13 protein-coding genes and 1 pseudogene are annotated in these 14,386 nt (G+C 52.3%); 6 read left to right on the top strand and 8 right to left on the bottom strand.

Annotation, left to right across the window (positions count from 1 at the left end; all coding sequences use genetic code 11):
* Nucleotides 1–90: 90 nt before the first annotated feature.
* Genes NR201_RS07210 through NR201_RS07190 form a run of 5 tightly spaced genes read right to left on the bottom strand, consistent with a single transcriptional unit; the run spans nucleotide 91 to nucleotide 5,615 of the window.
* Nucleotides 91–1,065, bottom strand: a complete 975-nt coding sequence (locus NR201_RS07210; protein WP_033773706.1) for an ABC transporter ATP-binding protein — start codon at nucleotides 1,063–1,065, stop codon at nucleotides 91–93.
* The gene (locus NR201_RS07205; RefSeq protein ID WP_250489326.1) at nucleotides 1,062–2,042 is read right to left on the bottom strand and encodes an ABC transporter ATP-binding protein; all 981 of its coding nucleotides are present in this window, start codon (nucleotides 2,040–2,042) and stop codon (nucleotides 1,062–1,064) included. The genes NR201_RS07210 and NR201_RS07205 overlap by 4 nt, the downstream gene beginning before the upstream one ends.
* Nucleotides 2,039–2,986 carry an oligopeptide ABC transporter permease gene (gene opp4C, locus NR201_RS07200; protein WP_033760940.1) on the bottom strand — a complete coding sequence of 316 codons (948 nt, stop codon included), beginning with the start codon at nucleotides 2,984–2,986 and terminating at the stop codon, nucleotides 2,039–2,041. The genes NR201_RS07205 and opp4C overlap by 4 nt, the downstream gene beginning before the upstream one ends.
* Nucleotides 2,986–3,945 (bottom strand): ABC transporter permease, encoded by a 960-nt coding sequence (locus tag NR201_RS07195; RefSeq protein WP_256849575.1) that lies wholly within the window; start codon nucleotides 3,943–3,945, stop codon nucleotides 2,986–2,988. Before NR201_RS07195 ends, opp4C begins: the two co-directional genes overlap by 1 nt.
* 44 nt (nucleotides 3,946–3,989) lie before the next feature.
* Nucleotides 3,990–5,615: an ABC transporter substrate-binding protein gene (locus NR201_RS07190; protein WP_371316178.1), complete on the bottom strand. Its 1,626-nt coding sequence runs from the start codon at nucleotides 5,613–5,615 to the stop codon at nucleotides 3,990–3,992.
* A 311-nt stretch (nucleotides 5,616–5,926) separates the two neighbouring features.
* Between NR201_RS07190 and NR201_RS07185 the strand changes: the two are divergent.
* From NR201_RS07185 to NR201_RS07175, 3 genes and pseudogenes are all read left to right on the top strand, one after another.
* Nucleotides 5,927–6,357, top strand: a pseudogene (locus NR201_RS07185) (helix-turn-helix domain-containing protein); the annotation flags it as partial.
* Between the two features lie 580 nt (nucleotides 6,358–6,937).
* Nucleotides 6,938–7,639 carry a glutathione S-transferase family protein gene (locus tag NR201_RS07180; RefSeq protein WP_031292479.1) on the top strand — a complete coding sequence of 234 codons (702 nt, stop codon included), beginning with the start codon at nucleotides 6,938–6,940 and terminating at the stop codon, nucleotides 7,637–7,639.
* Nucleotides 7,640–7,889: 250 nt separating this feature from the next.
* Nucleotides 7,890–8,453, top strand: coding sequence for a TetR/AcrR family transcriptional regulator (locus NR201_RS07175; protein ID WP_256849574.1), 564 nt, complete (start codon nucleotides 7,890–7,892; stop codon nucleotides 8,451–8,453).
* A gap of 348 nt (nucleotides 8,454–8,801) precedes the next feature.
* Here the strand turns inward: NR201_RS07175 and NR201_RS07170 are convergent, their stop codons facing one another.
* Nucleotides 8,802–8,894, bottom strand: a complete 93-nt coding sequence (locus NR201_RS07170; RefSeq protein WP_372340244.1) for a hypothetical protein — start codon at nucleotides 8,892–8,894, stop codon at nucleotides 8,802–8,804.
* A 241-nt stretch (nucleotides 8,895–9,135) separates the two neighbouring features.
* Here NR201_RS07170 and NR201_RS07165 point away from each other — a divergent pair, with 241 nt between their 5' ends.
* The 3 genes from NR201_RS07165 to NR201_RS07155 all read left to right on the top strand — a co-directional run bounded on the left by NR201_RS07165 (nucleotide 9,136) and on the right by NR201_RS07155 (nucleotide 12,466).
* A complete protein-coding gene (locus NR201_RS07165; protein ID WP_256849573.1) occupies nucleotides 9,136–11,343 on the top strand; it encodes a DUF4401 domain-containing protein in 2,208 nt (735 codons plus the stop codon).
* Complete coding sequence (locus NR201_RS07160; RefSeq protein ID WP_060678911.1) at nucleotides 11,336–11,866, top strand: GDYXXLXY domain-containing protein; 531 nt, start codon at nucleotides 11,336–11,338, stop codon at nucleotides 11,864–11,866. The genes NR201_RS07165 and NR201_RS07160 overlap by 8 nt, the downstream gene beginning before the upstream one ends.
* Nucleotides 11,867–12,052: 186 nt before the next feature.
* Nucleotides 12,053–12,466: a hypothetical protein gene (locus NR201_RS07155; protein ID WP_060678909.1), complete on the top strand. Its 414-nt coding sequence runs from the start codon at nucleotides 12,053–12,055 to the stop codon at nucleotides 12,464–12,466.
* A 594-nt stretch (nucleotides 12,467–13,060) separates the two neighbouring features.
* Here NR201_RS07155 and NR201_RS07150 read toward each other — a convergent pair.
* A complete protein-coding gene (locus NR201_RS07150) occupies nucleotides 13,061–13,666 on the bottom strand; it encodes a hypothetical protein (protein ID WP_256849572.1) in 606 nt (201 codons plus the stop codon).
* A gap of 199 nt (nucleotides 13,667–13,865) precedes the next feature.
* Nucleotides 13,866–14,213 carry a cupin domain-containing protein gene (locus NR201_RS07145; protein ID WP_033761129.1) on the bottom strand — a complete coding sequence of 116 codons (348 nt, stop codon included), beginning with the start codon at nucleotides 14,211–14,213 and terminating at the stop codon, nucleotides 13,866–13,868.
* Nucleotides 14,214–14,386 lie beyond the last annotated feature (173 nt).

Below are 14,386 nucleotides of genomic sequence, written 5' to 3'. Positions count from 1 at the left end.
AGGATTAATTTCTGATACTGACAGGCGTGTTTTTTACATCATTGAACGTCAGACTCCATCAACCAGGGAGGATGAATCCTCTCTTTTTTATTACGTCAGCTGCACCCAGTGGCACGCCACCTGATGGCCGGGGCGCATTTCGCGAAGTTCCGGAATTTCTGTGCGGCAGCGTACTGTTGCCTGCGGGCAGCGAGAAGAGAAGCGACAGCCAGAGGGCGGGCGCGAAGGATCCGGAATTTCCCCCTGCACCACCGGCACGGATAAGCTTCCAGGGGCAAGCGTCGGCACCGCCGCCAGCAGCGCCTGGGTGTAGGGGTGAAGCGGCTGGCTGAACAGCGCATCGCGGCTGGCAGTTTCCACCAGTTTCCCCAGATACATAACTGCCACGTCATCACACAAATGCTCCACGACACCGAGATCGTGAGAGATGAACAGGAAGGTGACGCCATGGTCATCACGCAAATCGGAAAACAGGTTAATGATTTGCGCCTGAATAGAGACATCCAGCGCCGAGATGGGTTCGTCGGCAATAATAAAATCCGGGTTGAGAATCAGCGCTCTGGCGATGCCGATACGCTGGCGCTGGCCGCCGGAAAACTCATGGGGAAAGCGATTGTAATGCTGCGGCGCCAGTCCACAGATTTTCATTACCTCCAGCACTTTGTCGCGCAGTTCTTCTTTGCTGCACAGCGTGTGTTCCAGCATTGCTTCCCCAATTGCATCACCTATTCGAATGCGTGGATTCAGCGAGCTGTAAGGATCCTGAAATACCAACTGGATTTTCGGGCGCAGCGCGCGCATCTGTTTCGGCGTCAGATCCTGCAACTCCTGACCACGATACTTCACGCTACCTGCCGTTTTGTCATAAAGCCCCAGCAGCGTGCGTCCTACGGTGGTTTTACCGCTACCGGATTCGCCCACCAGGCCAAAAATAGTGCCAGGTCGAATGTTAAAACTGACGCCGTCCACAGCGCGTAGCTGTCCTGTTTCCTGACCAAAAAGCCCGTCGCGTAGCGAGAAATGCTTTTTCAACTCGTCCACTTCAATAACATATTGCTGGCTCATGCGATCGGCTCCGCTAACTCACTGTGAATACATGCGGCTTGCCGCGTATGCCCGATCAGCGGCGGAATGACCGCGTGGCACTGCGCGGTTCTGCGTTCGCAGCGATCATAGAACGCGCAGTACGGCGGCAGTTCGGCCAGGTCAGGCACCTGTCCGGGAATGGAGTAGAGGCGGCGTCGGCGCTCGCCCGGAACAGGGCGCGATGCGATAAGCCCTTTGGTATAAGGGTGCAGTGGGTTGTGTAGCACATCGGCAGTCGGGCCTTGCTCAACGATGCGCCCGGCGTACATCACCACGACATGTTCCGCCATCTGCGCGATAACCCCCAAATCGTGAGTGATCAGCATCAGCGCCATGTGCTGCGCCCGCGCCTGGTCGCGCAGTAAGCGCAGGATTTGCGCCTGCACGGTGACATCCAGCGCCGTGGTTGGCTCGTCGGCAATCAGCAGCTTCGGCTGGCAGCTTAACGCCATGGCAATCATGATGCGCTGCAACATGCCGCCGGAAAGCTGATGCGGATAGCAACCCATCAGACTCTCCGCACGCCCGAGTCCGACATCGGTGATCAGTTGCGTGGCGTGCGTCCAGGCCGCTTTTGGTGTTTCGCCGCGATGGCGTATCAGCGGTTCACAAAGCTGCTCGCCAATGGTCAGCACCGGATTGAGCGCTGTCATCGGCTCCTGAAAGATCATCGCTAACTGATTACCACGCAGATCGGCCATTTTCGACGGCTTCAGGGCAAGCAGATCGGTGCCCTGAAAGCGGATTTCTCCGCCGTCGATACGCGCAACCTGCGGCGGTAACAGTCCCATCAGCGACATGGCGGTAACGCTTTTGCCGCAGCCAGATTCACCAACAACGCCAATGGTTTGCCCTGCCTGAATGGTAAAGGAGACATCCTGTACAGCGCGCACACGCCCCTGCTCGCTGGCGAAGGAGATGGATAAGTTATTAAAGGTAATTAGCGGCTCGCTCATTTCAGGCTCCGTTTCATCTTCGGATCCAGCGCATCGCGCAGGCCATCGCCCAGCACATTAATGGCGATGACGGTCAGAAAAATGGCAATGCCCGGCGGCATCCACAGCCATGGGCGACGCTGAAAGTCGATCAGGCTGTTGGCCGCGTCCATCATATTGCCCCATGAGGGCGTTGGCGGTACGACGCCAAGGCCGAGGTAGCTAAGCGCGGATTCCATCAGGATGGCGTTGGCCACCGCCATGGTCGCCATCACCACCAGAATGGGTATGGTGTTCGGCAACAGATGACCGAACAGGCGGCGGCGCGAAGAGAGGCCCAGGACCTGCGTCGCCAGCATAAAATCGCGTTCGCGCAGTGACAGGATTTGCCCGCGCACCAGACGCGCCAGCTTCGGCCACTCCAGCAAGCTAAGCATCACTACTACCATGTAGATGCGCGAATCAGACGAAAAATCCAGCTCAGACAACATCGCTCCGGCAACAATCAGCAGCGGCAGGCTGGGGATCGTCATCACCAGATCCGCCATGCGCATAATCAGTTTGTCCGTCCAGCCGCCGGCATAGCCGGATACCGCACCCAGCAGGTAGCCCAGAGCCACCGAAAGTAGCATGGTCATCAGGCCAATAATCAGCGAGATACGACCGGCAAGCAGCAGGCGGGTATAAATATCGCGGCCAAGAAAATCGGTGCCCAGCCAGTGTTCTGCGCCAGGCGGTTTGTTGATCATCAGCGCATCGGTGGCGTCATCTTTCCACGGCGACCACACCGGGCCCAGCACGCACCAGATGGTCATGATTACCAGCAGAACCAGGCACAGCATCGACAGATGATTGTGGCGCAGCGCTTTCCACGCCTGGTGCCACGGAGAAGGTGTGGCCTGCGCCATCGCCGGAATTTCCGCCTTGCGTAAGCGGCGATTCGTAGAGAAAAGGGAACCGAACATCACGACCTCACGCGAATGCGCGGGTCGACCCACGCGTACAATATATCGGCAATCAGGTTGCCCACAATGGTTAATACCGCAAGAAACAGGGTGAACCCCATCAGCACCGGATAATCGCGGGCGGCCAGAGAATCAATATGAATATGCCCCGCGCCCGGCCAGTTAAACACCTTTTCGGTGATGATCGCGCCGGAAAACAACCCCGGCAGCTCAAAACCTAACAGGGTGATGATTGGCAGCAACGCATTGCGCAGCGCGTGTTTAAGGATCACTGTACGTTCGCGCAACCCTTTAGCACGCGCGGTGCGGATAAAATCCATCTTGACTACGTCAAGCATGCTGGCACGGAAATAGCGCGTCAGGCTGCCCGCCTGCAACATCACCAGCGCCATGACCGGTAACACCAGATGCGCCGCAACCTGCATCACCCACACCCAGCCGTTATCGTCGCTGCCGGTGTTGGTCATGCCGCCCACTGGCAACCAGTGCAGATCGACTGCGAACCACTTAATAAGCAACAGGCAGAGAAAGAAGGTCGGGAAAGACATGGCGGCGAACACCGACACGCTCACCAGATGATCGAACAGCGAATTGGGTTTCAGCGCCGAGGCAATGCCCACCGCAAGCCCGATGCTCCAGTAAAACACCAGCGCAACGCTTGCCAGCAGGAACGAGTTCCAGATGTACTGGTTAAGTAGCTGACTCACCGGAATTTGGTATTGCAGCGAGAACCCCAAATCGCCGCGCAGCAACTGGCCGAGCCAATGCAGATAGCGGGTAAGGATCGGTTGATCGAGTCCATAAATAGCTTTCAGTTCGGCGGCGCGGGCAGCGGTGAGGGTAATGTTACCGTCGATAAAGTCGCCTGGCGTTTTCGCGAAAAGCATAAAAATAATCAGTGATGCGAGCAGCAGCGTTGGCAGGGTTTGCAGCAGTCGCCTGAGGATAAAATTTCGCATAGCTTTCTCATGACAACTGCCGGGAGACCCGGCAGTTGTTACTGTTATTTAATGATTTTCACATCCGGCAGGCTACCGGTCAGCCCGTTGTAGATATCTGGTTTAAAGCCGGTGACGCGGGCACTACTGGCCGATAAAATCTCGCGGTTACCCAGCAGAATCACCGGCGGATCGTCCGCCAGCACTTTATACAGCTGGTGATAAATCGGTTTGCGTTTTTCCACATCCAGCACAGCATTACCTTCGTTGATCAGCTTATCAACCTGCGGATTGTTATAGCCGGACTCTTTCGCTTCCGTGCTGTAGTAATCCCACACGCCATCATGTGGATCGTTGAGTGTGCTGGTGCTGAAAGAGGCCAGGTCATAGTTACCGGCTTTACGCTGTGCCATGAGGGCGTTGAAATCCACCACCTGCGGCTTCAACAGCACGCCAATCTGCTGCCAGTTCTCTTTGGCGATGGGGATCAGCGCATCATTCAGCACTTTCTTGCTCACCAGCAGCGTCAACTCCAGACGTTTACCGTCCTTCACGCGGATGCCATCAGGCCCCGGCTTCCAGCCCGCTTCATCAAGAAGTTTCTTCGCCTGTGTCGGGTCAAATTTGTATGGATTCACGCCATCTGTGTTATACGCCCATGAAATCGGGGCAATAGGTTCAATTGCCACTTTTCCATAGCCCTGATAAACCACATCAATCAACTTCTGGCGGTCGAGACCATAAATCAGCGCCTGTCGCACTTTCACGTCCTGCAACGCCGGGCGACGTACGTTGAATTCCACTTTGCTGTAGTCACTGGAGCCAAACAGGTTGATATTGGCGAAGCCCAGCATTTTCAGTTGTTCGATATCATCAGGGCGAGAAGTAAACGAGTCGTAATCGGTTTCGCCGGTCTGGAACAACTGGAAGTTAGTGGACGGGTTGGTTACGCGGTAGATAAAGCGCGGCGTCGGTGGTGTGCCACGGTAAAAATGGGTATTGGCGTGGAAACGAATCTCCTGGCCCGGAATATATTTGTCATAGACATACGGTCCGTTGCCCAGCGGTTTACCGTGCAACATGCGCAGATAGTCGAGATTGCCGCGCTGATACCCTTTCCCATAATACGCTTTCGACAACACCGGGCCGCCAATTTTCGCCAGCGTTGTCGCGCCAGGCTGCCCGGTGGTGACCTGTAATGTCAGCGGGTCGATCACTTTCAGGCCACTGACGCTATCAGCTTTTCCGGCTTTATACTCCGCGCCGCCCACAATGTTGGCGAGGGTGATGTCAGTATCGCCATCATATTTCGGGTCATGCAGCACGGTCAGGGTAAACGCCACATCTTCGGCGGTGAGGGGCGAGCCGTCGCTGAAAGTCAGGTGTGGGCGCAGCTTAATGGTATAGACATTGTTATCCTGACTAACGCTCCAGCTTTCGGCCAGGCCTGGCACCAGCTTGCCGTGGCTATCCCAGTCAATCAGACGTGAGAAAATCACGTTGGTGACGTTTTCGTCCCAGCCGTTAACAAAGAAATAAGGGTTAAAAATACCCTGCGGTTCAGAGATACCAGCCACCACAGTGTCTTTACGCAGCTTAGCCACTGCCGGAATCTGGCTGGCATCGGTGGCTGGTGTAATGCCCTCTTTTAAGGGTACATCGGCGAAAGAGGCTGAAGAGAAAGCCACCATACTGCTGAGTAACGCGATTTTAAGCGCCAGAGTAAAACGCGTGGGTTTTGTTTTTATGCTTTTCAGTAGGATGGACAAAATGGCTCCCTCATCAAATGTTTGTATGGAATTTACAAATCATGACGAAAGATAAAAGCCGCACCGCCCCCTGTCTAACAACGAAACAATCTGGCTTATAGCAAATTATCATTAGTAGATTTATAAGAAAGCAATGCTTAATTTCATCTAAAGAAGATGAGACATTACGCGGGGCAGTCGAAGAGTTCTGATATCGTAAGGGGTTTGACAATCAATAATGTGAAAAACCACGGCACAGTGCGCCATTGTTTGTCGAACAGGCGCTTGCGCTTGTCAGGCGCGATATCAAATCCCGTATATCCGACGCGGATCTTCGTCAGCATGGAATCAGCCCGGAGCGGATGCGGCGCTGGTTCCTGCAACAGCACGGCATCACTTTTCAGGCCTTCCAGCGAATGCAGCGGGTAAATATTGCCCTGCAGGAGCTGAAAAGCGGACGTGCGGCGACTGACGTAGCACTGGACAATGGCTACGAATCCCTGAGTGGGTTTGGTTACATCTACAAGCGGCTCACTGGCGCAGCTCCCTCTCAGATTATAGTCATTCACTGGTTTACCACTACACTGGGCCTATGTTTGTCTGTGCCAAAGAGCAGGAGAGAGTGTGCCTGCTGGAGTTTACCGATCACCGAATGTCAGAGACGGAATTTCACGATATCCAGCGTTAACTTAACGCCAGGATTGTCACAGGTGAAAATAGTCATACCCGACAAACATGAAAGAAATCAGAGTTAAATGAGTCAATACAGAATGCTTGCTGTATGAAACAGTCTTTTTCCGATCCTATTACTTTTTACATGCAGTTTTAAGGTATTTGAAATCCCCACGTCCGCTCCTGGCTCACAGCGGCCGCTCATTTTTGTGACCAGTGATGATGCCGACACCAGTCGGCTTCATGGGCTGATCTAACTGCTACTACCTCACCCCGTGGCCCTTGCGCTTCCGGACTATCAGCCGGCTCTTCCTGTTGGCCAGCAACCAGTCGGCAGCAATTGCCAGTATGTAACTCACCTGAAAAACCGTTTGAATCGAGCCTCTCCACTCATTTGCATTTTTCAACCCTCGGGTGTCATTGTCCCCCTCCTTCAGCTATGCCTCCGCTGAAATATCGTATCAAGCATGAAGGTCACCAAAAAATTAACCTAACAAGTGTTAGACCGGTGTTGACGTGTGTTGATTTGCCCGCTAATGTTTGCCTACCTAACGTTAGTTAGACATCCCAACCATCAACCTGTAGGATCGACCATGACTGCTAAACTTCAGCTTTTCACATCACCTTCGGCCTTTCCTAATCCACAGCGCCTGCGGCTTTTCATGCATGAAAAAGGCATCGCTGACCAGTTTGCCGAGACCATCTATGACATGTCCCCTGGAGGAGAGCAGCGTGGCTGGCGACATTTGAATATGAATCCGTGGGGCGAAACACCTACCCTTGAACTGGCTGACGGGAGTTATATTTCTGAAACGGCTGCCATCGTTCGCTATCTTGATCAGGAGTATCCGGGCCGCAAGATTATGGGAGAAACAGCACTGGAACAGGGGCTGGATAATATGTGGGATAACCGGGTGTGGGTGCATATCCTGTACCGCATCGTTACAGCGTTCCACGTGTTGCACACCGGCCTCGGCTTCAGGCTGGAATTGACCAAAAATGAGGCCTGGGGAGAACACTGCCGTAAAGAAGCTTTGGCTCACGCCGCGCTGGTTAATCGCCATCTTTCAGACGGCCGCGAATGGCTGCTCGGCGGCGATGCCCCGACCTTCTCGGATATTACTCTGGCGACCGCGATCGCCTTCTCGAAATTCCCGGTCAATGCCACTCCACTGGACGAGCGTTTTGAGTTCTTAGATGCGTACTGGCAGCGCTGGACAAAACGTCCTGCCTTCCAGGCGGCCTACGCCGATCGCAACAGCGGCATTCCTGAGCTGGATTCGCCAGCCCGGTAATAGCACCACTCGATGTAAACTCCGGTACGCCGGGTTAGTTATCTACTGACTTTCCCGGTGACCAGAGTGCTTATGATAGCGTCGGCTGTCGATGTTACTTGCTAAACCATGATGCAATGACGTCTGCCTGAGCACCCTGGATGCATTGAACTTACTGTTTTCCATGGCAATCACCCTGTAACCCGGTAAGCGTTTGCTGTAAATTAGCGTTCTCTATTTAAGAGATCATCCCAATACCAAAGGCATCAAGATGAGCGTCAACACCAGGGAAGCCATTTTGCAGGCGGCCAGGAAAATTGCCCAATCTCAGGGCTATAACGGTTTGAATTTCCGCGACCTCGCGCAGGATGTGGGTATCAAAGCGGCGAGTATTTACTACTATTTTCCAGGCAAAGCCGAGTTGGGTATTGCCGTTGCCAGACGATACTGGGAGGACGGTGCGCTCGCACTCGAGATGATCGAATCAGAAAGCCCATCACCCATTGACGCGCTGCGTCGCTTTCCTGAAATCTTCCGAAGATCACTTGAGGCCGAAAATCGTCTCTGCCTGGGCAGTTTCATGGGCGCTGAAAAAGAGACCTTACCTCCTGAAATGAATGCAGAAATACAGAAGTTTGCTGATGTGAACATTGCATGGCTGAACAGACTGCTGGTGGCTGCGAAGGTGTGCGATTCAGGTGAGAGTGAATCCAGAGCACGTGCAATTTTCACGGCCATTGCTGGTGCCCAGCTTATCGCCAGAAGTCGCTCAGATATCTCGCTTTTTGATTCACTGGTGGATTCATACCGCGCCTTCGGACCTCTGCCAGCATAGCAACTGCACGCAATCCGATTCAATGAATGGGCGGTTTTCTGCACGCGCGCCCAATGCGGCGCGGCGTCCGGTAGCGTATGTGCTTTTCCACTCAGGAACTCACCCCTTTGAATCAATGCGCGACGGGCCAGGGTAAAAGTATTACGCCGTGTCTCATCATCACCTGCGATAAAGGAGTGAAACCTCGGTTCAGGAAAGCGTTTATTTCAGCGGTTCAGGCAGCTAACAATCCACAATTTGCTGTCCGACTGCGGTTTCTTTAGCGGCTTCTGGCCAATAGTCGTGGCAATCAGCTTATCATCAACCGTAAGCGTCCCCTGCTCGGTCACCCGATAATCTTTACGCTTCTTACCTTTCAGCAATGCGGGTGATGCGGTACCCCTGAGAGTACAGCAGTAAAGCCTGGCTACGGGGATCGCGTTCATCGGGGGCGGATGTCATGTTCATGCAGCACAAATACGGCCGCGACACTACTTGATCACAATAATGCGGCAGATTGCGCAGAGTTCCCCCCTCGCCTTTGATTTACGCTGTTATATCCAGGAAAAGATGTTTACATTTGTTCAGCAAAATTATCGGCCGCTTAGCAGAGCGTCACTGACCGACACGCGGATTGAACGCAGGGAAGAACAGCCGTTAACTTCATCATCAAAGTCATACCGCTAACAGAGGCAGGGAAAGAATGAGGGAGCTTGCACCCGATGGCATCACCGGGATGCCGTCACGGACGGCAGAGTATCTTTGTCGCCAGATCGCACGCCTGCTGAAAGGAGGAAGCCTGACCCCGGAAACCTGCCAGCGTATCTTTGCTTTCTGTGGAATCAGACCGTCAGATGCTCAGTGGCGTCAGTTTCTTATCCCGGTTCTTTCCTGTCTGGGATTACTGTCTCTGGTTGCCGGAGCGGTGTTCTTTATTGCCTGGAACTGGGCCTGGCTGCCGAAAATGGCGAAATTTGCCCTGGCTGAGCTGTTGATCGTCGCGCTAGCGGTGATTGTCTGGTGGCGCTGGTACAGCACGCTGGCACGCAACGCATTACTGGCGACAGGGCTAAGCTTCGGTGCCCTTTTTGCGCTGTATGGACAGATTTATCAGACCGGTGCTGACAGCTGGGAGCTATTCCGGGCCTGGTTATACGTTCTTCTGCCGCTGGCGCTGATTGCCCGGCAAAACAGCCTGTGGTTTTGCAGCTGGCTGGTCGCTAACCTAGCGTTCCAGCTCTATTACAACACCCTGCCGTCGTCACTGCTGGATCTCGCCGCGTCTGACAGTTTAGCCAGGCTCCCGACCACTGTGCTCTACGCATATCTGGCGTTGCTGGCAGCCTGCCTGATTGTCAGGGAAGCGCTGGCGTGGCGCGCGATAACGCATCAGCCCGAGAGCTGGCTGGCAAGCCGCTGGTTCTCGCGAATCATGGCGGGATTTTTACTGCTTCAGCTGACCGCCATTGTGGCCGAAAACCTCTCTGACTGGGGCGGCGGTGACCACCTTCCTTATATCACCGGCGGTTGGGTGATCACCCTGCTGGCAGGTTATTACCTGTACCGTTACCGCTATCCGGATCTCTGCATGCTGACGCTGGGCATCGCCAGCCTGACCGTGGTTGGCTGTGCGCTAATCATGCAGTTATTTCTTTTAGCCTACGATACCGGTGATCTGTTTTTAACCGGCATCCTGATGGCATTATGGGTGGCGGTAAATGGTTCAATTCTGCTGAAATGGCAACGCAAACTGGTTGAAAAGGGGCCAATTGATCTGGCTCCGGCCAGGCTGACCTTACTGACAGACACTTTGCGTCAGCAGGGTTTGCTGAGCGCCTCGCAGGTTGAGGAAATTAAGCAGCGCGGTCACGCATCCGACCTGCCCTGGTATCTGAGGCTGGCGCTAAGCGTCGGAGGCTGGGTGGCAGCGATCATCATTCTGTTATTGATGATACTGATGCTCTATGCCACTGATCTGCTGGAAGACCCGAATGCTGCCACCCTTATTATTCCTTCGCTGCTGCTTGCCGCCATTGCACGTGGCCTGTTAAGCAGTCAGCGTGACGGTAAACATCACCTCGGGCTGGCATGGGCGATTGCGGCAACGTGCGGGCTGATAACCGGTGTTCTGCTGCAAATTCAGAGCAATGACGTCAGCTTTATTATGCTGAGTTCACTGACTGCCTTGCCGATCCTGGCCGCAATGGCGATGGCTATGCCCGACCGCACTTATCGGTTTATGGCCATCACTGCCCTGACCTTTTTCCTGGTGCTGGCGGGCTACTCTCTGGCCCGGATCTGCCTGTCTCCGATGGCTGCGCGACTTGCTGTGTCCGTACTGGTGGCGGCGGTTATATTTTTGTGGATGTGGACTGTCAGTCATCAGTTGAGGTTACAGGCAGGGCCGTATGCTGACGCGGTACATCCTCTGCTGTATGGCATCCCGTGTGGTCTGATGTTGCTGAGTTTCCTTGGGATTAACGCGGCTTATCTCACGGATTTCCTCTGGTCAGCATCGCAATTTTCCACGCTTCAGTCTGGGACAGGCACAGGGATCGCGGCTGGCTTAGTGCTGAGTGCGCTCAGTCAGAAAAGGCATAGCCAGCCGCTGTTTTCGATTATCACGCTGCCCGCTGCACTTATCTGCGGGGCTGCCGCCCTCTATGCACCGGGTATAGGGCTGGGATTGTGGTTAATTCTGATGGCACGTTATCAGGGAAGTCTGGGGTTGCTGGTGGTCAGTGGCGGTTTCATGGTGCTATATGTCATTGGCTGGTATTACTTCCTGGAGGTAATTCTGCTGCAGAAATCCCTGCTGCTGCTGGTCAGCGGTCTGGTTTTACTGGGGCTGGCATGGGGAGTCAAAAAAGTATTACCTGCACAAATCGGAGGTGTCAGTGAAAATGCATAAACAGAGCCGATGGCTGGCTGGCGCTGTGATAGCGCTGGCGCTGATAGCCGTCAATGTCAGCATCTGGCAAAAAGAGCAGTTGCTGAAGCAAGGCGCGGTCATGATTTTACCTCTTGCCCCGGTTGACCCGCGATCCCTGATGCAGGGTGATTACATGGCGCTGAATTATGCCCTCACCCGCCCACTGGAACTGACGTTGTATCAACAGGCTGAGTCCTGTGGCGCGACCCTGTCAGCGTCATGCCTGCCCACCAGCGGAACCCTGATTGTTGACCTCGATGCGCAGCGTCATGCGACTCAGGCCCGTTTTGATCAGGGTGAACCTCTGCAGCCGAATCAGCTACGGGTAAAATACCATCAACATTATGGCTCGCTGACCGTCGGTACTAACGCTTATTTCTTTCAGGAAGGTCATGCCGACAGATTCGCGCAGGCGCGTTACGGGGCATTTCGGGTGGGAAGCGATGGCACAGCACTCCTGACGGATCTGCTTGATGAGCAGGGTAAGGTGATTCAGCCTTAAGGATGTGAGACGCTCACTGACCTGCCCCAAAAACCTGGCAGGCGGCCTTAATGTCCTTATTGCCGGATGCCCGTCACAGGTCAGCAAAAGGATGCTGTGCCGGAAGCCTGTTTTGCGATCAAGCCCGTGCCGAAAATTTAAGCGAGTAAGCTGCATCAATATAGCTGCTCAGACATAGAGAAAATTATGCCGAACATTATTGACGACAACTGGATTAGGATATCTGTGATATCAGCAATATTTAGTAGTGTCGTGGGTTCATTACTGGTTTTAACCTATCTTTCCTTGGGAAAAAGCAGTACACCCGTAATGGGTTTAATTTTTACTTATTTTTTCATCGTTATGGTGAGTATTATTGGCACCACGATGGGCTCAATGATAATCGGCATGCCATTAGCGATGATTTCAAAGCGATTTTATCCTGACGCTGCCCTGAAGGGGAGTTTTTTTATCGTGTGCTCTGCGCTCTTCATGTGGCTGGTTGTACTGGCATGGCCTGTTATCAGGATATGTGAAACGCCTTATTCGGATATTTTGCTTTTAAGCCCCTATGCCTTCTGTTCAGCTGCCGCACTTGCTTATCTGGTTTACTGGGATTGATGCGTATCATATCAATCAGGATCGGGGCAGCAGGACCGTTAATGAAAAGAACTAATGGTATCATTTTTCAACCAGACATATGGAAACAGGTGAGTCCAGGGTGTCGGAATTCCCATGTTTTCCAACCCTATGTGAGCAATTTTAATTACAGACTCACCTGGATGTTAATTAGATAATGTTCACGTGACAACACGTGATCACATTTTGCCTGCCAGATAATCATGGATTCTGCTCGAAATACTGTTTATCCATCTCGACAAGTTTCTTTTGTAATCCTGTCTCATCTTCAACCACTTCGTAAAATTTACTGTAAGTATACAGATAAATACGCTCGGATGACGCAAACATAAACATGTCTGGTGAAACCATATTTGAGAAGCGACTTATCACTTCGGGCTGTAAAAAGATGACATCATTCCCAACCTGAGGAGTATTTTGCCACTGAATAAAGATAGCGCTTTTCTATTTACCCCATTTACATCGGCTTTTCCGTTAAAAAACCCCAGGAGATAATAGTATAAATTAAACCTATAGCATCTTCCGTGCCACAGATGCAAAGAGCGTACTCATAATTACTTTTACTCGTCCAGTAAATTACCACCCTATCAACTTGCATTGACTGAATTCAGTCCTTGGTACAATGAGCGCCATATGGTTTTCTGCCATGCACTGTTTAAAAACCTGCTCTTTGTAACGGCCCGCCTGTAAACCCAGCATGGTGCTGGACCGTTCCGCTGCGTTATTTTCAATGTAAGAGCCACAATTTTCTTTGAACTCCTGAGAATTATCGCTATAAGACATCGACCATTTCAGCTGAACTTCAACTGAATCATCTGATTGATGCTGGGGGACGGCTTTTACTGGTTCCAGGCCAGAATAGAGTGGATTGCCGAGTAATTTCTGTGCAAATCGTTGATTTTCCGTGGTTAAACGTCCGGTTTTACACATCTGCAGATAGATCTGCGAAAGGCGTTGCTCCTCAGCATCGGCAGCATGGGTGCATTCCTCCAGGACTTGTTCATTAGTCTTAGCCGGTTTTTTTTCAGTGGATCTCCAGTAACTATTTTTCAAGTCCGGAATCGTGCCTTCAGTGGTGCCAAAAGGGCAAAGTGCACTGGCGCAACCCAGTAAAAACATGGGCACACACGTCAACGTCAGAACACGTAACAGGGAAAACGCTTTAAGACTGCTTTTGTTCATTTTATTTTCACTTTAGTCAGCTGCGGACATGGGGTCTGAGCAATGTCATTATTTTATTGTTCCGCTTTTCGCTCATAGCGGACCTACCGGAATGCAGGTCAGGTTTGTGCCTGAAGCAGGCGTTGCAAATACTCAGTTAAGTTAACACCTGGCGCGCAGTCCTTACCTTAAGACAAGCCATTGCGGTGTTCATAATTCGTCAGCAGGATGAAGGAAGGTCAGAACGATCTCCTCGCGTCGTTGGGTGCGAAATTACAATAAATTCTACAGGAAACTCAGTGTCGTTTCTGGCTTGATGTTTTGACCCCGGTGGAATTTCTAGCCCCTGCAGGGCTTTAATATTATGCATCTTACCCTCCAGTTCCATTGAAAGAACACCATCGAGAACAAAGAAAAATTGTCTGGAAACGGAGTGAAAGTGTCGCTTTTCAGAAGTGCCGGCAGGCATTTTCTCATGAATAACCAGCATATCCTGACGGTTTACCAGATACCAACCATCGCAATTGTCGCCCCAGAAATAATGCTCTGCATTTTCCTTTGAAATCATCATCCTTCTCCTGTTTACACGCGCCCATCTATCAACATCTTAAGAAAGTGATACCGAGATATAGTATCGATTCTCAACAGGTTATGCTTTTGATTATTTACCTAAAGATCTGAACTGCATCGTTCAACATATCTGGTAGTTATCAATGTATTGGGATAGCAGAATTTTATCTG

This window comes from Pantoea sp. Fr-CA_6, from assembly GCF_024520895.1.
GTDB lineage: Bacteria > Pseudomonadota > Gammaproteobacteria > Enterobacterales > Enterobacteriaceae > Pantoea > Pantoea agglomerans.
This window is presented reverse-complemented; position numbering and strand designations above follow the sequence as displayed.

Coding starts and splice junctions, on each gene's coding strand:
- NR201_RS07195 (WP_256849575.1), bottom strand. CDS start 3,945: ATGCGAAATTTTATCCTCAGGCGACTGCTGCAAACCCTGCCAACGCTG.
- NR201_RS07145 (WP_033761129.1), bottom strand. CDS start 14,213: ATGATTTCAAAGGAAAATGCAGAGCATTATTTCTGGGGCGACAATTGC.
- NR201_RS07165 (WP_256849573.1), top strand. CDS start 9,136: ATGAGGGAGCTTGCACCCGATGGCATCACCGGGATGCCGTCACGGACG.
- NR201_RS07150 (WP_256849572.1), bottom strand. CDS start 13,666: ATGAACAAAAGCAGTCTTAAAGCGTTTTCCCTGTTACGTGTTCTGACG.
- NR201_RS07210 (WP_033773706.1), bottom strand. CDS start 1,065: ATGAGCCAGCAATATGTTATTGAAGTGGACGAGTTGAAAAAGCATTTC.
- NR201_RS07175 (WP_256849574.1), top strand. CDS start 7,890: ATGAGCGTCAACACCAGGGAAGCCATTTTGCAGGCGGCCAGGAAAATT.
- NR201_RS07155 (WP_060678909.1), top strand. CDS start 12,053: ATGCCGAACATTATTGACGACAACTGGATTAGGATATCTGTGATATCA.
- opp4C (WP_033760940.1), bottom strand. CDS start 2,986: ATGTTCGGTTCCCTTTTCTCTACGAATCGCCGCTTACGCAAGGCGGAA.
- NR201_RS07160 (WP_060678911.1), top strand. CDS start 11,336: ATGCATAAACAGAGCCGATGGCTGGCTGGCGCTGTGATAGCGCTGGCG.
- NR201_RS07205 (WP_250489326.1), bottom strand. CDS start 2,042: ATGAGCGAGCCGCTAATTACCTTTAATAACTTATCCATCTCCTTCGCC.
- NR201_RS07180 (WP_031292479.1), top strand. CDS start 6,938: ATGACTGCTAAACTTCAGCTTTTCACATCACCTTCGGCCTTTCCTAAT.
- NR201_RS07190 (WP_371316178.1), bottom strand. CDS start 5,615: ATGGTGGCTTTCTCTTCAGCCTCTTTCGCCGATGTACCCTTAAAAGAG.
- NR201_RS07170 (WP_372340244.1), bottom strand. CDS start 8,894: ATGACATCCGCCCCCGATGAACGCGATCCCCGTAGCCAGGCTTTACTG.